This is a genomic window from Bacteroides sp. 224 (genome assembly GCF_010500995.1).
In the GTDB taxonomy this organism is placed as follows: Bacteria; Bacteroidota; Bacteroidia; order Bacteroidales; family Bacteroidaceae; genus Bacteroides.
The window spans coordinates 40,768-59,735 of the sequence record NZ_QVMK01000026.1; the positions used below are offsets into that span (position 1 = coordinate 40,768).

Consider the following 18,968-nt stretch of genomic DNA (forward strand, 5'->3'; position numbering starts at 1 on the left):
TGAGATTATGGGCGGATTACTCCGCCCTTTGGTTATTCATATGCTTCAATCCTTTCTTTTACAATCTCATGTAAGTGTGAATTGGATTGATAAATTTTGATTTTTTCTTGAAAGGTTTTATTTTGCCAAAATTGGTTGGCATCATCAAGGAATTTTGCATCTATTTCATTATTGCCGTCTCTGTCCTGCTCTATACCTGTAATATCTTCAAATTCATCAAAACTAAGCCATTGCCACCACGTATTAAGAGTTTGCAAAGACCATTCATTCGGCTTTTTGGGACTTTCCTCAAATGATCTGACAACCGTTTTCAATTTTTGTCCGTCTGATACACTTAATTCTTTATCCCTGTCCAAAAGCCAGTACAGGAAAAAGATGATAGTGTCTTTAGATATTATATGATTGCCATTGAATAGATTTAGCAAAACAACAGGTTCTTTTTCTTTGGCTTTCAATGCTTCTTCGCTTGTGGTATAGGCATTTTCACCGATACCGAAACGTAGGGAGTTGTTTACGGTAAATTCTACCTTTCCGTATTCTTCCATTTTCCTGTATATGAAGTGTTCTAAATCTCTTATATCGTGTATCAGGTCGAAAGGGTGCAAGGCTTCCAGTTCTTCTTTTAACTGGTTGTGAATATCCCTTAACATGGGTTCAATGGTAAACCATTTAGTAGGGTTGGTTATCTTTCGGCAAGTGGCAGGATCGTGAACGTCATCGAGAAATAAACCATTCTTATCAAGTGTGCAATAACAGTCATAGCAGAAATGCGTATGATATTCCGTTTCGCTCTTTTTGATAGACTTATTTATGATTATTCGGATTTGACCGTTCTGTAACAGATAAAAACGGATGCTCCAACGGTCAGTTTCAAAAGCTATTTGATAATGCTTGCTTTCGCCTGTTACCCTGTTCAGGAAATGTACAACTCCCTTATACATAATTGCTATTTTATTCGGTTTCATATTGATTGGATTTATTAAAAGAATGATAATTCTAATTGTACAGGTTTACGCCCTGTAATCTCGTCAAATAAGGCTTTCGCTTGTTTTAATACATTGATTGCATATCGGTCGGTCTTACTGCTGTCTTTTTCAAGTCCTGTAAGCATTTCATTTAATGCTGCTTTCAGGCAGTCTTTTCTATTGTCGAATATTTTACCCCATACATTAAGCCCATAGCCTGATCCGCCTGTACTGTGAGAGTAACTCATTCCATAAGTCCATTTTCCGTTTAAGCCTTTACCCAGTGTGATATGGTTAGATACCGCCCAACCGTCCCGATGTGGGAATTGTATTTCTTCACGTTCCAAAAAATCAGGTCTTTCCAACCAACCGTATTCGTTAAATTCCTTTTTAATGAAGCCAAATACTAAATGTCTTTCGTACTCTCGTTTATTCATTAATAACTGGCGAGGGGTATTTCCAAAACTCTCGTATTCCTCTATTATCGCCCTGTCGTTACGTCTTAATGCGTTCAGATATATAGCTACATTGTGGCGTTCTGCCCTGCAAAAATTGATGTCCTGTATCTTTTGCAATTTTTCGTATGCTGACAATTCTCTGTATTTCATGACTGTTATTTTGTGGGGCAGGGTTACTGCCCCGTGTTTGACTTCTTTTATCTTGCACTCATTGTTATAGTTCCTCGCAGATTGGGTGAGAACTTTTGTTCATAGGCTTCAATCTGCCTTTCAAGTTCTTCCCATGCGGTTATTTCTTCATCATACATCTGTAAATCGGCTTTACATTCTTGTATTAGAATTGTGAGGTATTCTTTTTCTATTTCAATTTGCTTGATTGCTTCATCCGCATTTATCCTGTCTTGTGAATTTTCATCAGGCTTGGTTGTTGGCAGGAGAAAAACGCAGTTGTATGATGTCAGATAATTCCATGTTTTGCCCTCCACACTTGCATACATTCTGTGATTATTGTCAGATATACCGATTGCAATGCCTTTACATCCTCTTTTTTCGGTGATGCTGTAAGAAAGGTTGTTCGGGTTCTCTGCGGTGTATATGGCTTTAATTAGCTTTGAATTGGCTACCTTGCCATTAAAGGCTCTGATAAACGGCTCACACGTTTCCAAACCTTTTATAAGGTTCTCATTTACTTTAATTTGTTGGTTCATTCTATTAATGAACTCTTGTTTTCTATTGGGGTTCTTTAATCCGTAATACATGATATATTGTTTTTTGATTGTTAATTATTTACTGCGTCCCATTCTCCTTTTTGGTCATCAAACCAAATTGCATGATAGAATTGGACGGTTACTTTTGGCTTCTTTCTTGGGTTGGCAAAGGTTTCCGTTTGGCTGACTTTCCACCCTTTTGCAGTTTCTGCGAGAATTATACAGGATAGGTTTTTATTATACCTGTGGATGAATTTCATATCTATATCTACTCTCATGGTGATTGTTTTTAGTAGGGCAGATAGGCTCTGCCCTGTGTTCTACATTGTTTAATCCAATCCGAAATAATAGGCTAACCTTTGCTCTTGTGATTTCGGGAAAATCCATCCTTTAATTTTTTTCCCATTAAAGGTTAATCGACTGTTGAAGCGTCCTCCCATTGCTCTTAGTTCGTCTTTAATTGCTTTGGTTTCCCCGAATACCGCTACTGCTTTGGCTGAATACTCAACCATTGTACAACCGCATTTACTTTCCCCTGTCTGGTTGGTTGGTGGCGTTGTGTTGGACTTACTGATATGTATATTATCTTCGCTTCCTGCTGTGTATGCAAAATCTTCAATAGTGCGTTCACGGTTATATACTGGCACTTTTTTAATTATCCAACCGCTATGCCTATATTCTCCTAAATAATACCCTGCACCCATAGAGTATTTTTCCCTATTTTCGTAATCCTCGTTAAACTCGGCTAAATAGGCGGTTTCCTCGAAGTTTGATGCGTATTTACGCATTTCGGAAAAAATATCCCTTTTATGTTTGGAAAAGCCTAAAATGACGGTGCGTTGTGTGCTACTTCCGTAATAGTCGGTTTGACTATCGCTTTCGTTTTGTTTCAGACGTGCCACGATTACCGCTTGCGCATCTTCGGGAAATATCTCGGCAAAACGTTTACGCCCTATTACCTTAACTTCTTCTACTCTTATCTTCTCTTTTTCGGCTTCGTCTGTTTCCGCTTTAACTATGTCTTTCGCTTCCTGAAGAAGTAACGCCACTTCAAAACCATCCATAAATTCAGGATTTTCGCTGTCGTAATAATAACCGATACCGAATTTTTCGCTTAATGGTCTGATTATGTCTGCTGTCTGAAAAACTTTTTTCCGTAGGTTAATCAGCTTGTAAGTGATACCCCAGTTATTTTTAACGATGTCATAGACTACATATCTGTCATAGCTATAACCCTCCATTTGGATAACCTGATTGACTTGAACAACCTGTATAGCCTTGTCAATTTCCTTGTTTGCTCCTAATAAAAATACTTTGCTCATAACTCTAAATTTTAAGGGATTATAAAAAGGTCAGCATTGCGAGAATAAAGAGGATTATAGCACCCATACCCACGAAAAAGGAGAGGATACCCCGTATAACAGGAAGAAAGAGATACAAGCCCACTAAAGCCCAAATAAACCCTGTTCCCCACACACAGAAGCCCAAAACCGCCAAAACGATTTTTAAAACCAATTTTATGCTAATTGGATGGTAGGCTGTCGGTCGTTGTTTCCTATTTTTTTCTGTACTTCTCATAATTTCTGACTTTTTTTTTATGCCAGTATGGAGAGGGTGAGGTGTGATCGAGTTTCAGGTGCCTTACTCACGCAGTGCTTTTTGGCAGCATCAAGATTTTTCAAAAAAATACACTCGCTTTCCTGTACCTGATTGGGGTGCAGATACATTTCTTTAAGAAAAGAGGCTATAATTATTGCCCGGATAATTTCTTAAAATCTATTACAAAAGAGATTTTGAATCGAGGAAGATTTTTTTAAAAACACGTCTGATCTTGTGCAGCCAATAAACATGAAATAAATTCGCGCCTGATACTCGTTCACTCCGAACCCCTCCTTTTTTATGGTCATAACTAAATGAGGAAGAAATTATACCGAGGGAAGTACAGAAAAAAGGAAATTTGGTTGTCTGCTTTGCGTTTATCATAATAAAACGCAGAACTTTCCTCACAGAAAGGAAAGCTATATACAAAAAAAGCCTGTACCGATTTTTACGATACAGGCTCCATTTGGATTGTGATATGTATTTTTATTTTGCTCTGGTTTTTCCGTAGCATTTGCTGCCGTCAGGAGATAAGTAGAAATCAAATGTTTCTTCAACGGCTGTTCCACCCGGAGCGATTGAGTATTTGCATCTAACAATTACGGCAAGAACATCATTCGGATTCTTACTGTCATATCCGTTAAGATTATCCGGAGTAAGATTTTTTAGAGAATCAATAGTATTGCTCATCCGTGCAATATCAGCATTGTATTTATCAATTTTAGCTTGATTTTTTTCTCTTGCCAGTAGATCTTCACTCATTTTTTTAGCCAGCTCAATCTTACTGATGTTAGGTTGATTATTTTTCTGAAATTCATCAGTAAGATAGGCGATACTGTCGGCAACCGTAACGTTGCCGGTTTCGCTAATCTCAATAATTTTGAAGTTGAGATTTTCTTTTGTGTCGCTCCCTTTTAACAGGTTATCAGTAATGGTTTTTTCGTAATTACTCGTTGATGAGTTTGAACCGCAGGAAACCATAAAAACAGCGATAAGTAAATAAAATACGTGTTTCATATCTAAATGTATTAAACGTTTATTAATTCATCGAAATAGCCGGAAGTTTTGAGTGTAGGTTATATACTATCAGAACTTCTGTTGATTTTTTATTATCAGTCCGGGTATATTCGGTTAATGCTTTCATTACCCATTCCCGAAATGCTTTTGCTTCAAAAGATGCTACACGGTAGCTGACAAATATCAGTGCTTCCAGATTATACAGTACCGTTTCGCATGGGTGCCCGTTGCTCTCAAATTTATGTATTCGGGTAACATCTTCTTCACGGAGCAAGCCGGATTTGAATATACTCCGTAGATTGTTACCAATCGTATTGACAAATACATTAAATAAGTCGGCAATTTGATGTTTCGTTACCCACAGGGTGCAATTTACAAGTTTTGCTTCAACAATCAGTTGATTTTCACTATTTTCTTTAATATTTATATATCCTCGTTCCATAATATATTATTCTTCATCCTGTTGAACATTATAACCAATACGCTTACGGGGTTTATTTTCCAGTTCCTTTTGTGATGCAAGTTCGGTAAGAGCTTGGTAAATATCACTAAACTGCATATTTGTTTCCACCATAAATTCCTCCAATTTACGATTTAATTCCGCATAACCCAGTGCATATTGTCGTAAAGCGACAAAAGCTCTGATAATAGATATATTAACCTGAATGGCCAACGTGCTGTTAAGAACGCTTGACAGTTGGGCTATACCCTGTTCAGTAAATGCAAAAGGTAAGTATTTTACGTGTTGCCCTTGTCCTTGATTTTCTAAGGTGCCAAAATTGCACCTTAAAAAATCGTACTCTTCCTTTGAGAGTTCAATCATAAAATCCGGAGGAAAACGGTCTATGTTCCGACGAACAGAACGTTTCAGATTTTTGGTTTCAACCTGATATAATTCAGCCAAATCGTAATCCAACATAACTCGCATACCTCGGATTTCATAAATCTTGCTTTGAATAATTTGTAATTCCATGATAAATATTTTTAGAGGTTTAATGCAGTATCCATACCTGTAAGGTGTTCTGATAATTTCAACATATCCCGCCCAATCTTTCCGTTATCCATTCGTACCAATGTTTGGGTTGTATTTATATTGGTATGTCCTAACATTCGGGATATTGTTTCAATGGGTACCCCATTCATATAGGTAATAGTAGTCGCAAATGTGTTTCTTGCAACCCTGAAAGTGAGATTTTTACCAATACCGCAAATATCACCGATTTCTTTCAAATAATCATTCATCTTTTGATTACTTGCTATCGGTAAATTTTGACTGTACTTATTCAAAATTTTCTGCGGAACTGAAAGCAAAGGGATTATAACAGGTGTATATGTCATGCTCCGCATAATTTTGATAATAGGATTACCGTCTTTATCTGTTTCAAAATTTTCGGTTGTTAGCATTGATAAGTCTGAATAATTCAGACCTGTAAAACAGGAAAAGATAAATACATCCCTTACTTGTTCAAGTCTTTTAGTCGAAAACTTTTTGCTCAAAATAGACTGTAACTCCTTTTCCGAAAGGAAGGCACGAACTACCTCTTGCCTTTTAATCCGGTAATGGCTAAAAGGGTTGTTGGATATAGCCTGTTTTTCACAGGCTATATTTACAATACGACGGAATAATTCTATTTTCTTGGCGGCTGTGTTTACGTTATATTTGCGAAACTTCATCAGGTAATTTTCAAAACCTATTATGAAATTGACGTCGATTTCGGACAGCAAGTAATCAACTTTCCCATATCGTTGTTTAATGTAATCAGCGATATAGTTTCTCACCGCTTCATATTTCAGGTAGGTAGATAAGGCTTTAACCTTATATACATTCTTATTATACTCGTCGAACAGAGCTATTACTGTTGAATATTCATTTTTTTTCATTACTATTAAAAATTAGTGGGTTAAACAGCTAATTGAGTATTGGCTTTTTCCGATTTAAAAGTGAGATTGCCTTCATTTTCAAAAGTATTAGACCAGAGAGATAATTTTTCTTCTTCTGAAAGGCTATGCCACATGACAGATATACGCTTTAATCTTTCGGGATCATCAGACAGAGTGCCGGGAAGATTAAATAAAGCCATTTTTTCATGCAATGAAAGGCATTCAAAAAGTTTATCTAAATTAGATTTAGATTTGATTCGCCTTTCTTCAAGTTTTTCAGCAAAAGAAGCCATATCGTTGCTTACCTTAACATCGGTAATTCTTGCATAAATTTGGGTAGTTTTTATGTTTGTATGACCTAACATTTTTGATACACTTTCAATGGAAACTCCTTTTGTAAGCGTAAGAGTGGCGAAAGTGTGTCTTCTAACATGTATAAAAAGCAGTGAATTATACTAAAGCAGATTGAAGTAGTTCGGCAGGTAATATATTTGAAATGAACAGGCTTGCATTATTCTAAAGCTATTTGAAATGTTTATCTTGAAGCAGATTTGTGCTACATTTCAGTTACCAAATCGTTAGCCTGTCTGTTTCCAAGAGAAAACAGGTAATTGGAATTATTCTTTTGCGCTGATATGCTGCATTTTACATGATTAAGAGCGCTTATAAAACGGGTAACTTTACCCACAAAATATAAGCGTATGAAAGATGAAAAATTTAAGGTATTACTCTACCTGAAAAAGAGTGTTCTTGACAAGTCAAGAAAGACCCCGATTATGGGAAGAATAACTGTCGGCGATACCGTTGCACAGTTCAGTAGCAAACTCTCCTGCACTCTCTCGCTTTGGAATCCGCGAGCCAGCCGTTTGAACGGAAAAAGTCAGGAAGCAGTCGAAATTAACGAGAAGATAGATAAGCTACTGCTTAGTATCAACGAGGCTTACAGCATTCTAACCGAACGAAATATACCGTTCGATGCCACAGATGTAAAGAACCAGTTTCAAGGTGGCATAGCTACACAGATGACACTGTTCCGGCTCTTTGACCGCCATATTGAAGAGGTAAGGGCGCGTGTCGGAATAGATGTTTCCCACCGTACAGTCCCTAATTATCTCTACACCCGGAGAAGATTAGGCGAGTTTGTCAGCAAAAACTACAACGTCAAAGACCTTGCATTCAGCCAGCTAAACGAACAGTTTATCCGGGAGTTTCAGGATTATCTCATTCTTGAAAGAAATTTAGGTGTAGAAACTGTGCGCCACTATTTGGCGATATTAAAGAAAATCTGCCGGATTGCCTTCAAGGTGGGGCATTCCGATAGGCATTACTTTGTAAACTATCCTTTGCTAAAGCAAAAAGTTAATCCACCTCGTACCCTAAGCCGTGAAGAATTTGAAAAGATACGGGATTTACAGTTTGAAGAACACCGATGGTCGCATATTACCACCCGTGATATGTTCCTTTTTGCGTGCTATACCGGGACTGCCTATGTCGATGTAGTATCTATAACCAACGATAACCTGTCTAAAGACGATGCGGGCGATTTATGGCTCAAATATCAACGTGGCAAGAACGGCAAGCTGTGCCGGGTGAAGCTGCTTCCCGAAGCCATCGGGTTAATCGAAAAGTATAAGAATCCATCAAGAGAAACCTTATTCCCTAAAATGGAATATAACGCCCTGAAATGGAATCTCCAAAGCATACGCCAGCTAATCGGAATGACAGGGGCATTGACCTATCATATGGGGCGACACTCGTTTTCCAGCCTGATTACGCTTGAAGGCGGTGTTCCCATAGAAACCGTTTCCAAGATGCTTGGTCATTCGGATATAAAGACCACACAGATTTACGCCCGTGTTACCCCGAAAAAACTCTTTGAGGATATGGACAAATACATCGAGGCAACCAAAGATTTAAAATTAGTTCTATAACAATCAATAAACATTACAATCATGCGATCTACATTTAAAATATTATTCTACATAAACCGGGGTAAAGTGAAAAAAGACGGTACAACCGCCATATTTTGCCGTATTACTGTTGATGGCGAACAAACCGTAATTACAACAGGTATTTTTTGTAACCCTAACGATTGGAAAAGTAAAAAGGGAGAAGTCAAAGACGAAAAAGCCAACCACCAACTGAAAGCATTTCGTCAGCGCATTGAACAGGCTTATGAGAACACGCTAAAAAAATATGGTGTTGTCAGTGTGGACTTACTTAAAAATGCGATTCTCGAAATACATACTGTCCCCACTATGCTATTATTGGCGGGCGAGGCGGAACGTGAACGGCTAAGGGTACGTTCATTGGAAATAAACTCTACCTCTACCTACCGCCAGTCTAAGATTTCTCAAAATAACTTACGGGAATATCTTCTTTCCTTGAAAATGAAAGATATTGCTTTTACTGATATTACCGAAGAGTTCGGCGAAGGCTATAAACTGTTTCTAAAAGGCAAAGAATATAAGTCGGGACATATCAACCATTGTTTTACATGGCTGAACCGATTGATTTACATTGCCGTTGACCAAGAGATTCTCCGGTTTAATCCGATTGCTGATGTGAAGTATGAAAAGAAAGAACCGCCCAAATTACAGCACATAAGCAGAAATGAATTGAAGCTGATTATGGAAAAGCCGATGCCAAATACGTTTCAAGAGTTGATTCGCCGAGCCTTTATCTTTTCTGCGTTTACGGCACTTGCTTATGTCGATTTGAAAGGATTGTACCCCCGCCATATCGGACGAACGGCAGAGGGTAAGCCTTTTATCAGAATCCATCGAAAAAAGACACAGGTTGAAGCCTACATTCCCTTACATCCGGTTGCCGAACAAATCCTGTCGCTCTACAATACGGAAGACGATACGAAGCCTGTGTTCCCATTGCCTAACCGCGACCAGATATGGTATTGCATTACTGAAATCGGATTCCTTGCTGGTGTAAAGGGCAATATGAGCTATCATCAAAGCCGCCACACATTCGGAACGCTCTTGCTTTCAGAGGGTATTCCCATAGAAAGTATCAGCAAGATGATGGGACATACCAATATTTCTACAACACAAGTTTATGCGAAAGTAACAGACCAGAAAATTTCCGAGGATATGGATAAGCTGATGGAACGGCGAAAAGCAATGTGAGGTCATTCAACATTAAGCCCCGGAATCAAATGATTTCGGGGCTTAAAATAATATGACAACATGTTATCCCACACCTTACAGTAGTCCTTTTTTAAGAGAGGACAAAGGTTCTAAGATAGAAATGCGACTGATTCGCAAGTATTTGGTACTTTTGTGGACGCTAAGGACTTATTGAGATAATATTTAGGTTCTGCGTGTTATTTAATAAATAAAAAATAATCTATTTATGAAACCAATTGACATTATTGGAATAAAGAATTTCAGGATATTTGATGATGAAAAGGGATTTTTGGAGGAGATCGCCCCAATAAGTGTCCTTACGGGAGCAAACAATGCCGGAAAGAGTTCAATTATTAAGTTTCTCCAGATGCTTAAAGATAGCATGCAAGGAAATGACACTCCTTTTGATTTAGATTTAACAGCGCAGGAGCATTTATTAGGAGACTTTGATAATGTATTATTTAATAAGAAAAATAGGGAAGTTGCTATTTATTTGCCTTTTCTCTTCTTAGGAATAAAAAGCTTTTATATTTCTCTAAAATTTGTAGTGCCTTCTTCCAAAAATTCATACCATGCAAAATTAAGAGAGATTGAGATTATTGATAAAAAGGATAATTCGAAAATTTTCTCTTTTAAATATCGAGAAGCTACGGATTTAGAAAAAGAAGCTTATAACGAGAAATTCAAAAACGAACAAGAAGAATATAAAAAAAAGAAAACAAAACAAGATAAAGAGAAAATAGATATTTTTTCATCCTATTTCCTTTTTCCGCCCACTGAAAATCCATTGGTTGGATATATAGACTGGAATATTAAATTGGATAACCTTAAAAAGTATTTAGAAGAAATATTGGGAGTTTATAAACTATATTTAGAAAGCAAGAACAAAAGGATGTGGCTTGAAAGCGCGGATAAGCATCTTGAAAATAGCTGGTTAATCCTTTCGGAGTTCATAAATTCTTTCAAGGGTGAACTTGATATTGATATATGGGATGATTTTATAAAAAATGAGATTGATAAGAAAGATTCAATTAGTGGTAAAGAACATATTGGAGAAAGAGATTTAGAAGCAGAAGATTATTTTTTTTCACGTCCAGAGATAGAGGATCTGGTCTATCATAATGCTTTGAAAATTTTGAAAGAAAAATTAAATTGGAATAGTTCTAAAAATGTTGATGACAAATTTTCAGTTCTTGAGAGTTGTTTTGACGTTAGTTGGAAGAAATTAATTCAAAGAATTAATTCGATAAGCTATTTATCAACCATAAGAGAAGAAAATTCACGGATTTATATTGCCAAAAACATCTCCCCATTTATTAAATTATTGAAAGATTATAATTCGAAAGAATTTCAATATTCAAGTTTCATTGATAAATACCTAAAAGCTTTTAGAATAGGGAATAGGATTAATGTTAATTACACACAAAAGCATCAGCTCCTCACCGTCTCTGTTACTACTTTAAATAATATAGAACGAGACTTAGTTGATTTTGGATATGGCATAAAACAACTTATATTAATTCTGATTCAAATTAGTGTATTAGCAGAAAAAAACAGAAGAACGGTTGAGGATTATGATGATGAAGGAGAATATATGCATGATATCTATATTCCAAGTATGTTGCTGGTTGAAGAACCTGAAACAAATCTTCATCCCAAGTGGCAATCTTTATTAGCAGAAATGTTTGTTGAGGCAAACAATCAATTTAATATTCAGTTTGTAATTGAAACTCATAGTGAGTATATAATAAGAAAGCTTCAAACCTTAGTGGCAAATAATAAGATAAGCGGAGAGAAAATTAAAATATTCTATGTAAGGCATCCAGAAGATGTAAGTCAAGATAAAAAACAGATCTCCAACATTAATATTCAACCAGACGGTAGCATTGATTATCGAATTTTTGATGGAGGTTTTTTTGACGAAAATGATACTCTTGAATTAAGTTTGTTGAATATTCAAAGAGATAAGTTTTTGCACGATTTTGAAGAACTAAAAAGGACAAAAGAAGAGAATGAAAATAAGCTATCCGAATTAGAACAAAAAATTGATGACTATACAAACAAACTTGACATAAGTGTTTATCAACAAATAATAACTCAACGCTTTGACACCTCTAAACTTTCACCAATTAGTGTAAAATATTTAATATCAGGGCAATTTCTGTTAAAAAACATCGACACAAGCAGCGATTTTGCCCCAGTTATAATACAATATGGACGTGCCGTTGAAAACGAGTTAAAAGAAATATTCCTAAGTATTGATAATTCAAAAAAATGGATGTTAGGGGTAATGCAAGGTTCTTTAGAGAAATTTAAGAATGGCTCAACAACATTACCTCAGTGCAATGCCAGCGAATATGCACAACTCCCAATCGAATTAGCAAACAGATTTAAGGCACCAGCAGACTTAAAAATAAACTTAATTGATGACATACGTGAAATAAGAAACTTGGCAAGCCATTCAGGGCAAACAAATAGCGAACAAGATGCCCTTGATTACATATTGAAGGTTAATGAGTTTATAGACAAATGGATAAATGAGAAAAAATAACAGCAATTCCAATATAGAAAGGTAGGTGGAACGCAGAAAGGCAGTGTAAGGTCATTCAATATTAAGCCCCGGAATCAAAACGATTTTGGGGCTTAATATTGATAGGCAAAGCGAACTGACAATAAATTACTCCCATGCCTCACGATAGTTCTGTTCCAACAACTTTTGAATATCCGACTCCCGGTATAAGGTTTTACCACCCAGTTGAAGGTAAGGGATTTTGCCTTTGGTTCGGTATTCCTGTAATGCCCTCCGGCTGATTTTCAACCTTTCCGATACCTGTGCAACGGTCAAAAACCGTTCTCCGCTCAAAGACGGCTCATACCCTGTCATTACGGTTTCGATCCTGTCTAACAATCTATCGAGCGAACAGAATAAAGATTTTATCCGCTCATTATCTTTTGTTACAAGCTCTGTACTCATATCTACTCCGATTTCAGATTGTTGATAAACCGCTCCACATCTTCGGGCTTATAGTACATCTTTCGATTAAACTTCGTATAAGCCAGTTTCCTTTTATCTCGCAAATACTGTAATGTATTGGGATTGACATTCAGAATAAGACAAACATCCTGATTATCCAGCCAACCGTCAAGTTCTTTGCTTTTGTTCCTTTCAATCAGTTTTTCGGCTTTCTGAACAAACGATTCAAAACGCCCAAGCATTGCCTCGAAAGTGCGGGCTTCTATATTTATTATCTCCATAATATTTACCTTTTTCGTTAATACTATGATTACGGGATAACAAAGGTAAGTCATTAAAAAACAATACATACCAATCCCTTATGGGCTGGTAGCTTTCGTCTGCACTTGTCTATACCTAAAGTGCAAACAGATTCCGGCGGCGGTCAAAATATGCCCCTTTTTTGTACTCCCTGTTCAGACTATCCGGGGGTAAAGGTGATTTTTTCTACTGCCCGTATCTTATAACTTCTTCCTCTTTTAGCGGAATGCCGACTTAGCCGATGAAGTGTTCGATTTCATGCGCGAAAGTATTTCCGTGTTCCTCACGCCGAAGCAAGTTCAAGCCGCAGAGCGGTTTCGTGAAAAATCTTCCTCTTTCCGTTCCGGCGAGCGTATTTATTCTCGAAAAACTTGCATCGGCTAAACACTACCTTTCTCTGCCCCTGAAACTCGATCACTCATAACCGGCTCCGATACGGCATAGCGTTCTAAAAAAAAGTCAGAATTATGATACGAACAGCAGAAAAAAACAGGAAACAACGATTCTCAAACCTTCCAATCAGCATAGGTTGGGTTTTGAAAATAGCTTTTGCGGTGGCGGGTTTTGCCCTCTGGGGGTGGTCGTTCGTGGCGGTTGTCGCAGGGATTTATTTAGCGTGGGCAATCATTAAAGGCGTTTTGTCCTGTCTTATTTCCCTTATCGTTATCGTGGGCTTTATCCTCCTTTTGATAGTATTAATTTTCTAAAACATAAAGACATGAAACCAAAGTATTTCAACTCGTTAGGCTCGTTAAACGAGTATGCAAACAATTATCCGAATAACAGTTTTTCATTTGAGCATACCCCCCGAAAATGCGGATGCGACAGCGTAAGATGCAGTTTCGATGTAACCGACAAAGAGGATAACGACATTTTGGAAATCCTTGTTATATGCCCCATTTGTGCCAATAACCCTAAAAACAGACAGTAATATGACACAGCCTAAAATGAACCTGCATGGAGTATCAGTATGCCCAGCAGGAGAAGAAAATCACGAGCGTTACAAGGATTTTCGCGGGAAATGGCTCTACCAATACGATTACCGGGATACGGACGGAGAACTTTTTAGCGTAGTGATGCCGACCCTTACGGAGTGCCGAGAAAGGCGGGATAAGTGGTTAAATCAAAAAATAGCAAAAAGCAAATAACAATTAATAATCATTCAAAAATTACAGTTATGACAGCAATTAAAAACAACGGCACAGCCGTAGCAGTAGCAGAGAAAGCAAACGAAGTAGTAACCGCAGTAGTGGTACGCACTCCCGACAACGGACAGCGCAAAGCCGTAAACATCGCATCCGACCTCATAGAGCCAAGCAATTACAACGCTCGAAAAACCTTTGACGCCGATGCGCTCAAAGAGTTGGCGCAAAGTATCTCCGTTCATGGACTGATACAGCCCATTACAGTACGGCGCAAGGGCGAGAAAGGCGAACATTACGAAATCATTTGCGGGGAACGCCGTTTTAGGGCGTGCCGTATGCTCAAACTTTCAGAAATCCCCTGCATCGTTCGGGAAGTAACAGACGAACAGGCGTATGACCTTTCAATCTCCGAGAACTTACAGCGTGAGGACGTGCCACCAATGGAGGCGGCAGAGGCTTACAAACGCCTTATAGACACAAAGTGGTACAATATTGCAAGCCTCGCCGTAGCATATGGTAAAAGCGAAAGGCATATCTATCAAACGCTGAAACTTTGCGACCTCATTAAAGGTATTGCCAACCTTGTAAAAGAGGGCAAACTGACAGCATCGGCAGGGATAGTCATTAGCAAGTACGACAAGAAGATACAGGAGGATATTTTGAACGACCGATTAGGCAAGGACGGCGCAGGCGAATGGTGTAATATCTCTGCTAATGCGTTGGAGGGCAAGATACGGAACTGCTATACGAACAACCTCGATAATTATAGTTTCGATAAATCCAAGTGCCTTAAATGTATTCACAATTCAAGTAATTTCGACCTGTTCGCCGAGAATGGCGGTTGTGGCAAGTGTACCAACAAAAAATGTTTGTCGGACAAGCAAACGGCATACCTTGTAGAACAGGCGCAAGCCGTAGCCCTTGCCGACCCGAAACTCGTTTTTGTCGGCGAACAGTACAGCCACGACAACGAGGCTACCCAAATAATCAAAAAGGGCGGTTATGAGTTTAAGAACGTGCAAACGTATAACCTTAACTCATATCCCACAGCACCGACAGCACCGCAAGCCTCCGAGTACAAAAAGCCCGAAGATTACGACAAGGCACAGGAGAAATACGGCAAGGAGCAGGAAAAGTACACCAAGCACACGGCACACCTTGAAGAACTGAAAGAGCAGGGCAAAATCCGTGTGTATGCTAAAATCGGCGATAGTAATGTAAGAATGTACTACAAAGAGGTTGCCACCAAAGACACCAAGAGCAACGAGCAGTTAATCTCCGACCTTACAGCCAAGAAAAAGCGGAATAACGAACTGGCGGACGAAAAGACCGCCGAGGGCTTAAAGGAACTTTTGCGCACAGAACAGATACCACAGTCGGCATTTACCGCCGATGAAGAAACGGCAATGTATTTCTTTATGCTTACCAAGTTACGCCGTCATAACTACAAAGCCGTAGGACTGAAAGAAAACGACTATTACGGCTATCTGACGGACGAGAAGAAACTCAATATCGCATCTTTGCTGACCGAAGAACAGAAAACCATTGTACGCCGTGATTATCTGTATAGCCACCTTACGGACGGCACAAGAACCGTAGGCGATGAAAAAGGAGGTATGTTATTAGCGTTCTCAAAACAACATCTGCCCGAAAAGACGGAAGAAATTGTAAGCACTCACAAAGAGGAATACGGCAAGAAAAACGCCCGATTGGACGAACGTATCGCAGGGCTGAAAGAGGCTGAAAAGAAAGCGAAAGCCGATGCCAAAGCAAAAAAGGCAGAGCAGACCACCAAGACGGAGAAAACCTCTAAAACAGCCGAAAAAGCCATCAAAAAGGAAGTGAACGCCACCGCCCCGAAGTCGGAAACCACCAAGCCGAAAGGCAAGGAACAGTCCAAAGCGACCCAATCCGAAAAGAAAGAGGCGAAACCAACACCAATACCGACACCGCAAGCGGATAAGGTGCTGATTGTCGGAGTACCCAAAGCGCAACCTAAAGTGGAGGCAATAGCGGTATAAATTTGAAGTTCAACAAGGAGCGGGAGAAATCCCACTCCTTAAAAACATTATCAAAATGACGGTATTTATATTATTCCAAACGGATATTCACAGGACAAGGGCAAGCCGTGTATTTTTCGGTGTGTTCACTTCCGAGGCTAAAGCGATAGACCACGCCAAAGAAAACGGCTTATATACCTATGATGCAGAGGTAGAAATATTTGAATGTGAAATTGATAAATTCGGCGAGGTATGAGGATAGACCCATATATCGGCAATCCTATTATTCTCACACAGCAGGATTATTACGAACTGGAGGAACTTTTGCACGAGATAGACCCGCAATGTAATTCGGTGCAACTCCGACAGGAGGTTGTTATTATTGAGAATATCGCCCGCAGGACGTTTCATTATCCACGAAAACCCTCTATTGAGTGGGTCGCTGGGAGGCTGCGGTATATGGTTGAAAACGGGCTATAAATGCCTTTGAAAACGATTTTAAGAATTTATATCCGGGCAGGGGAAACTTTGCCCGGACTTCTTTTTCCATGAGCCATTAGCAGGGCTTTATGCGGGAGAAAAAGAAGCAAAAAGCCGTACATAATCGTGCCTTATTATATTTTCAGCACGATTTCTCTTGAATTAATGAACATTATCTTTATTAAGGATTGCTTCATATTGAGCACCTTTATATAGTTGAATATTATGGGGGATGCTTTTTATAATATTCAACCATTCTTCTTTGGTAAATATATCATACAAGCTTTTCGAGTAGGCTTGGACGGCTGCATCCGCTCCGTGTTTTGAAACATACTCTAAAAATTTGGGATGTTTTATAGCAGCTTCGTTAAGTCTCTTATTTGTATCAATAATATCATTACGCCATTTTTCATAATATTCATCAGTATATTTTGTGAAATATATGCATTCATCAAAATCACCTTTCTTTAAATAACCTTTATTCACATCATATCCTCCGTGTTTATGAAGTTTGATAGAAAATAAATCAGAACCTAAGTTAATTGGAAAACTTGTTGCTTTACCATCATTTTCCAACTCAAAGGATTCGTCTTTGTAATATATGTTAAGCACATAAAGAGCAGACATTATATCAAAAAGATATTTGACACTTCCGAAAGGTAGTGAATTTCCTCTATCGTGTTTCAAGTTCTGATAAGAATTATTCCAACTGAAAGTTTGTTTACCATGAAAAGTGCTTGTTTCATTTTTTACAAATGGCTGGAGTATTCTATTGGTTTGAAAGCAATTTGACGAACTGATAATCACAACTTTTTGTTCCAATTTCCATAAAGAATCTAAGTGAGCAATGGCATCATCGTCATACTTTATTTTAGTTGTTTTGGAGCCTCCATTACTCTTGTACAATTCTTTGGAAATAGATTCAATTTCAGCAGACGCTCTTAATATCAAATCTGAAATTTTTGTAGAATAAACATCAAGTTGTTTGTCATCAATATGTATGTTATATGATAATACAACAATCTCTGATTCGAGATTTTTATATACAGGCCAATAAATATTTGTACTCATAAAATTTTTTTGCGCAAAAATACTCATAAAAAAACACTTGGCAAAACTGCTTGCCAAGTGTTTTTCAACAACTTACCCAAAGTCGTTTATTCATCAATGAGTTTGCGCTTCCACCTATCCTATCTGTGTATTAATCTCCCTCCGGAAAGCCAGCGGATCAGCTATAAACGGATATGAACTTGTAACGCCTCCGGTAGTAACCGTTATCGTTCCGAAACCAAATATCCGTCCTAAAACACTTTGCTTTATGTGCAAGCCTTCGCACTTTGTCAGTACCAAATCTACCGCACGGCGGCTGATAACACCTGTTTTAAGCACCACCCGCTTATTGGTTACGGCATAAGCCGAACCTATTTTTACAAGTAGCCTCTGTATAAGCGACACAATCCCGAAAAACAAAATCAGCAGCCCTGCATAGTGGGTCATTGCTGATATTTCTTTAGGACTTGAAGCAAGTAAAGCACCAATAAGCAGTAATATTATCGGTTGCAGGAACAGGAAGAAATGCAGCTTTGCAACATATTTTATCTCTTCTCCGGGTTGTAAGTTTGATTCGATATAGTTCATAATGACCTGATTTTTATTTAAGAACGTCCGTAAATATACATATTTTCAAAACAGTACAAAGTATAATTACTTGTTTTTCAATATTTCCAACAGCAGGTTACACCATCCGGTCGGATTCAGATAGCGTTTTCCTTTTCTTACTTCATAATGTAAGTGGCTACCTGTTGCTATTCCGGTACTACCTACGCAAGCTATTTGCTGGGTTATACTTACCGAATCGCCGACACTTACCATTGTCCTACTTAAATGTGCATAGAACGAACGGAAACCGCCTGTATGCTGAATTTCAATAAAATTCCCATAGCCCGGACAATACCCCTTTTGAACTACAATGCCATTACCTGTGGCATAGACGGGAGTACCTTTTGTTTCAGGAATATCAATCCCCGTATGGAATTTCCACACCCTGTAAATCGGATGTTTACGCATCCCGAATCCCGATGAAATACGTTCCGGTTTCTTAATCGGAAAAATCACAGGATAGTTGCATAACTCATCAATAGATAGTTTCAACGAATCGGCTATCTGCTGAAATTCCGTTGCAGAATACACCTGTTCCGTACATTTTTCTATCTTCGGTTTTCTGTTTAGAGAATCGCCCGGCTGCCCCGATGCAGGCAAATTCAATAAGGCGATAAAGAACATTAGTATATATTTCATAGTC

At 38.3% G+C, this 18,968-nt stretch carries 24 protein-coding genes and 1 pseudogene; 9 read left to right on the forward strand and 16 right to left on the reverse strand.

Annotated features, from left to right (window positions below):
• Nucleotides 1-32: 32 nt before the first annotated feature.
• The 11 genes and pseudogenes from D0T60_RS12315 to D0T60_RS12365 form a co-directional block, all read right to left on the reverse strand.
• The gene (locus D0T60_RS12315) at nucleotides 33-965 is read right to left on the reverse strand and encodes a hypothetical protein (RefSeq protein ID WP_129733291.1); all 933 of its coding nucleotides are present in this window, start codon (nucleotides 963-965) and stop codon (nucleotides 33-35) included.
• 14 nt (nucleotides 966-979) lie between these two features.
• Nucleotides 980-1,573 carry a hypothetical protein gene (locus D0T60_RS12320; RefSeq protein ID WP_129733290.1) on the reverse strand — a complete coding sequence of 198 codons (594 nt, stop codon included), beginning with the start codon at nucleotides 1,571-1,573 and terminating at the stop codon, nucleotides 980-982.
• Between the two features lie 47 nt (nucleotides 1,574-1,620).
• On the reverse strand, nucleotides 1,621-2,181 hold the full coding sequence (locus D0T60_RS12325; protein ID WP_129733289.1) for a hypothetical protein: 561 nt from the start codon (nucleotides 2,179-2,181) through the stop codon (nucleotides 1,621-1,623).
• Nucleotides 2,182-2,201: 20 nt separating this feature from the next.
• A complete protein-coding gene (locus tag D0T60_RS12330; RefSeq protein WP_129733288.1) occupies nucleotides 2,202-2,408 on the reverse strand; it encodes a hypothetical protein in 207 nt (68 codons plus the stop codon).
• 51 nt (nucleotides 2,409-2,459) lie between these two features.
• Nucleotides 2,460-3,452 (reverse strand): fusion protein, encoded by a 993-nt coding sequence (locus tag D0T60_RS12335; RefSeq protein WP_129733287.1) that lies wholly within the window; start codon nucleotides 3,450-3,452, stop codon nucleotides 2,460-2,462.
• Between the two features lie 19 nt (nucleotides 3,453-3,471).
• The gene (locus D0T60_RS12340; RefSeq protein WP_203558333.1) at nucleotides 3,472-3,708 is read right to left on the reverse strand and encodes a hypothetical protein; all 237 of its coding nucleotides are present in this window, start codon (nucleotides 3,706-3,708) and stop codon (nucleotides 3,472-3,474) included.
• A gap of 507 nt (nucleotides 3,709-4,215) precedes the next feature.
• Nucleotides 4,216-4,746 carry a hypothetical protein gene (locus D0T60_RS12345; RefSeq protein ID WP_129733285.1) on the reverse strand — a complete coding sequence of 177 codons (531 nt, stop codon included), beginning with the start codon at nucleotides 4,744-4,746 and terminating at the stop codon, nucleotides 4,216-4,218.
• Nucleotides 4,747-4,768: 22 nt separating this feature from the next.
• Nucleotides 4,769-5,188, reverse strand: coding sequence for a virulence RhuM family protein (locus tag D0T60_RS12350; protein WP_129733284.1), 420 nt, complete (start codon nucleotides 5,186-5,188; stop codon nucleotides 4,769-4,771).
• 6 nt (nucleotides 5,189-5,194) lie between these two features.
• Complete coding sequence (locus D0T60_RS12355) at nucleotides 5,195-5,719, reverse strand: ORF6N domain-containing protein (RefSeq protein ID WP_129733283.1); 525 nt, start codon at nucleotides 5,717-5,719, stop codon at nucleotides 5,195-5,197.
• Between the two features lie 11 nt (nucleotides 5,720-5,730).
• The gene (locus tag D0T60_RS12360) at nucleotides 5,731-6,627 is read right to left on the reverse strand and encodes a site-specific integrase (RefSeq protein WP_129733282.1); all 897 of its coding nucleotides are present in this window, start codon (nucleotides 6,625-6,627) and stop codon (nucleotides 5,731-5,733) included.
• Nucleotides 6,628-6,647: 20 nt separating this feature from the next.
• Nucleotides 6,648-7,070 (reverse strand): annotated as a pseudogene (locus D0T60_RS12365) (tyrosine-type recombinase/integrase); the annotation flags it as partial.
• Between the two features lie 258 nt (nucleotides 7,071-7,328).
• Here D0T60_RS12365 and D0T60_RS12370 point away from each other — a divergent pair.
• The 3 genes from D0T60_RS12370 to D0T60_RS12380 all read left to right on the forward strand — a co-directional run bounded on the left by D0T60_RS12370 (nucleotide 7,329) and on the right by D0T60_RS12380 (nucleotide 12,318).
• Complete coding sequence (locus tag D0T60_RS12370; protein ID WP_163218419.1) at nucleotides 7,329-8,558, forward strand: site-specific integrase; 1,230 nt, start codon at nucleotides 7,329-7,331, stop codon at nucleotides 8,556-8,558.
• A 21-nt stretch (nucleotides 8,559-8,579) separates the two neighbouring features.
• A complete protein-coding gene (locus tag D0T60_RS12375) occupies nucleotides 8,580-9,767 on the forward strand; it encodes a site-specific integrase (protein WP_163218420.1) in 1,188 nt (395 codons plus the stop codon).
• A gap of 226 nt (nucleotides 9,768-9,993) precedes the next feature.
• Entirely contained in the window at nucleotides 9,994-12,318 is a 2,325-nt protein-coding gene (locus D0T60_RS12380; protein WP_163218421.1) for an AAA family ATPase, read from the forward strand.
• Between the two features lie 126 nt (nucleotides 12,319-12,444).
• Here the strand turns inward: D0T60_RS12380 and D0T60_RS12385 are convergent, their stop codons facing one another.
• Together D0T60_RS12385 and D0T60_RS12390 are read right to left on the reverse strand one after the other, a co-directional pair.
• The gene (locus D0T60_RS12385; protein WP_163218422.1) at nucleotides 12,445-12,741 is read right to left on the reverse strand and encodes a helix-turn-helix domain-containing protein; all 297 of its coding nucleotides are present in this window, start codon (nucleotides 12,739-12,741) and stop codon (nucleotides 12,445-12,447) included.
• A gap of 2 nt (nucleotides 12,742-12,743) precedes the next feature.
• A complete protein-coding gene (locus D0T60_RS12390) occupies nucleotides 12,744-13,022 on the reverse strand; it encodes a helix-turn-helix domain-containing protein (RefSeq protein ID WP_163218423.1) in 279 nt (92 codons plus the stop codon).
• 486 nt (nucleotides 13,023-13,508) lie between these two features.
• Here D0T60_RS12390 and D0T60_RS12395 point away from each other — a divergent pair, with 486 nt between their 5' ends.
• The 6 genes from D0T60_RS12395 to D0T60_RS12420 are packed head-to-tail and all read left to right on the forward strand — an operon-like array spanning nucleotide 13,509 to nucleotide 16,666.
• Entirely contained in the window at nucleotides 13,509-13,748 is a 240-nt protein-coding gene (locus tag D0T60_RS12395; RefSeq protein ID WP_163218424.1) for a hypothetical protein, read from the forward strand.
• A gap of 11 nt (nucleotides 13,749-13,759) precedes the next feature.
• The gene (locus D0T60_RS12400; RefSeq protein ID WP_163218425.1) at nucleotides 13,760-13,972 is read left to right on the forward strand and encodes a hypothetical protein; all 213 of its coding nucleotides are present in this window, start codon (nucleotides 13,760-13,762) and stop codon (nucleotides 13,970-13,972) included.
• A gap of 1 nt (nucleotide 13,973) precedes the next feature.
• Complete coding sequence (locus tag D0T60_RS12405) at nucleotides 13,974-14,189, forward strand: DUF3873 family protein (protein WP_163218426.1); 216 nt, start codon at nucleotides 13,974-13,976, stop codon at nucleotides 14,187-14,189.
• Nucleotides 14,190-14,218: 29 nt separating this feature from the next.
• Entirely contained in the window at nucleotides 14,219-16,207 is a 1,989-nt protein-coding gene (locus tag D0T60_RS12410; RefSeq protein ID WP_163218427.1) for a ParB/RepB/Spo0J family partition protein, read from the forward strand.
• Nucleotides 16,208-16,262: 55 nt separating this feature from the next.
• Nucleotides 16,263-16,442, forward strand: a complete 180-nt coding sequence (locus D0T60_RS12415) for a hypothetical protein (protein ID WP_163218428.1) — start codon at nucleotides 16,263-16,265, stop codon at nucleotides 16,440-16,442.
• Nucleotides 16,439-16,666 (forward strand): hypothetical protein, encoded by a 228-nt coding sequence (locus tag D0T60_RS12420; RefSeq protein ID WP_163218429.1) that lies wholly within the window; start codon nucleotides 16,439-16,441, stop codon nucleotides 16,664-16,666. Before D0T60_RS12415 ends, D0T60_RS12420 begins: the two co-directional genes overlap by 4 nt.
• 162 nt (nucleotides 16,667-16,828) lie before the next feature.
• On the opposite strand, the gene D0T60_RS12425 is transcribed toward D0T60_RS12420, so the two are convergent.
• The 3 genes from D0T60_RS12425 to D0T60_RS12435 all read right to left on the reverse strand — a co-directional run bounded on the left by D0T60_RS12425 (nucleotide 16,829) and on the right by D0T60_RS12435 (nucleotide 18,964).
• Complete coding sequence (locus tag D0T60_RS12425; RefSeq protein WP_163218430.1) at nucleotides 16,829-17,737, reverse strand: hypothetical protein; 909 nt, start codon at nucleotides 17,735-17,737, stop codon at nucleotides 16,829-16,831.
• A gap of 114 nt (nucleotides 17,738-17,851) precedes the next feature.
• Entirely contained in the window at nucleotides 17,852-18,304 is a 453-nt protein-coding gene (locus D0T60_RS12430) for a PH domain-containing protein (protein ID WP_163218431.1), read from the reverse strand.
• A gap of 66 nt (nucleotides 18,305-18,370) precedes the next feature.
• Complete coding sequence (locus tag D0T60_RS12435) at nucleotides 18,371-18,964, reverse strand: M23 family metallopeptidase (RefSeq protein WP_203558334.1); 594 nt, start codon at nucleotides 18,962-18,964, stop codon at nucleotides 18,371-18,373.
• Nucleotides 18,965-18,968 lie beyond the last annotated feature (4 nt).

Bases quoted from the DNA above. Each gene is read 5' to 3' on its own strand.
- D0T60_RS12315 (WP_129733291.1), bottom strand. From the start codon at position 965: ATGAAACCGAATAAAATAGCAATTATGTATAAGGGAGTTGTACATTTC.
- D0T60_RS12320 (WP_129733290.1), bottom strand. From the start codon at position 1,573: ATGAAATACAGAGAATTGTCAGCATACGAAAAATTGCAAAAGATACAG.
- D0T60_RS12325 (WP_129733289.1), bottom strand. From the start codon at position 2,181: ATGTATTACGGATTAAAGAACCCCAATAGAAAACAAGAGTTCATTAAT.
- D0T60_RS12330 (WP_129733288.1), bottom strand. From the start codon at position 2,408: ATGAGAGTAGATATAGATATGAAATTCATCCACAGGTATAATAAAAAC.
- D0T60_RS12335 (WP_129733287.1), bottom strand. From the start codon at position 3,452: ATGAGCAAAGTATTTTTATTAGGAGCAAACAAGGAAATTGACAAGGCT.
- D0T60_RS12340 (WP_203558333.1), bottom strand. From the start codon at position 3,708: ATGAGAAGTACAGAAAAAAATAGGAAACAACGACCGACAGCCTACCAT.
- D0T60_RS12345 (WP_129733285.1), bottom strand. From the start codon at position 4,746: ATGAAACACGTATTTTATTTACTTATCGCTGTTTTTATGGTTTCCTGC.
- D0T60_RS12350 (WP_129733284.1), bottom strand. From the start codon at position 5,188: ATGGAACGAGGATATATAAATATTAAAGAAAATAGTGAAAATCAACTG.
- D0T60_RS12355 (WP_129733283.1), bottom strand. From the start codon at position 5,719: ATGGAATTACAAATTATTCAAAGCAAGATTTATGAAATCCGAGGTATG.
- D0T60_RS12360 (WP_129733282.1), bottom strand. From the start codon at position 6,627: ATGAAAAAAAATGAATATTCAACAGTAATAGCTCTGTTCGACGAGTAT.
- D0T60_RS12370 (WP_163218419.1), top strand. From the start codon at position 7,329: ATGAAAGATGAAAAATTTAAGGTATTACTCTACCTGAAAAAGAGTGTT.
- D0T60_RS12375 (WP_163218420.1), top strand. From the start codon at position 8,580: ATGCGATCTACATTTAAAATATTATTCTACATAAACCGGGGTAAAGTG.
- D0T60_RS12380 (WP_163218421.1), top strand. From the start codon at position 9,994: ATGAAACCAATTGACATTATTGGAATAAAGAATTTCAGGATATTTGAT.
- D0T60_RS12385 (WP_163218422.1), bottom strand. From the start codon at position 12,741: ATGAGTACAGAGCTTGTAACAAAAGATAATGAGCGGATAAAATCTTTA.
- D0T60_RS12390 (WP_163218423.1), bottom strand. From the start codon at position 13,022: ATGGAGATAATAAATATAGAAGCCCGCACTTTCGAGGCAATGCTTGGG.
- D0T60_RS12395 (WP_163218424.1), top strand. From the start codon at position 13,509: ATGATACGAACAGCAGAAAAAAACAGGAAACAACGATTCTCAAACCTT.
- D0T60_RS12400 (WP_163218425.1), top strand. From the start codon at position 13,760: ATGAAACCAAAGTATTTCAACTCGTTAGGCTCGTTAAACGAGTATGCA.
- D0T60_RS12405 (WP_163218426.1), top strand. From the start codon at position 13,974: ATGACACAGCCTAAAATGAACCTGCATGGAGTATCAGTATGCCCAGCA.
- D0T60_RS12410 (WP_163218427.1), top strand. From the start codon at position 14,219: ATGACAGCAATTAAAAACAACGGCACAGCCGTAGCAGTAGCAGAGAAA.
- D0T60_RS12415 (WP_163218428.1), top strand. From the start codon at position 16,263: ATGACGGTATTTATATTATTCCAAACGGATATTCACAGGACAAGGGCA.
- D0T60_RS12420 (WP_163218429.1), top strand. From the start codon at position 16,439: ATGAGGATAGACCCATATATCGGCAATCCTATTATTCTCACACAGCAG.
- D0T60_RS12425 (WP_163218430.1), bottom strand. From the start codon at position 17,737: ATGAGTACAAATATTTATTGGCCTGTATATAAAAATCTCGAATCAGAG.
- D0T60_RS12430 (WP_163218431.1), bottom strand. From the start codon at position 18,304: ATGAACTATATCGAATCAAACTTACAACCCGGAGAAGAGATAAAATAT.
- D0T60_RS12435 (WP_203558334.1), bottom strand. From the start codon at position 18,964: ATGAAATATATACTAATGTTCTTTATCGCCTTATTGAATTTGCCTGCA.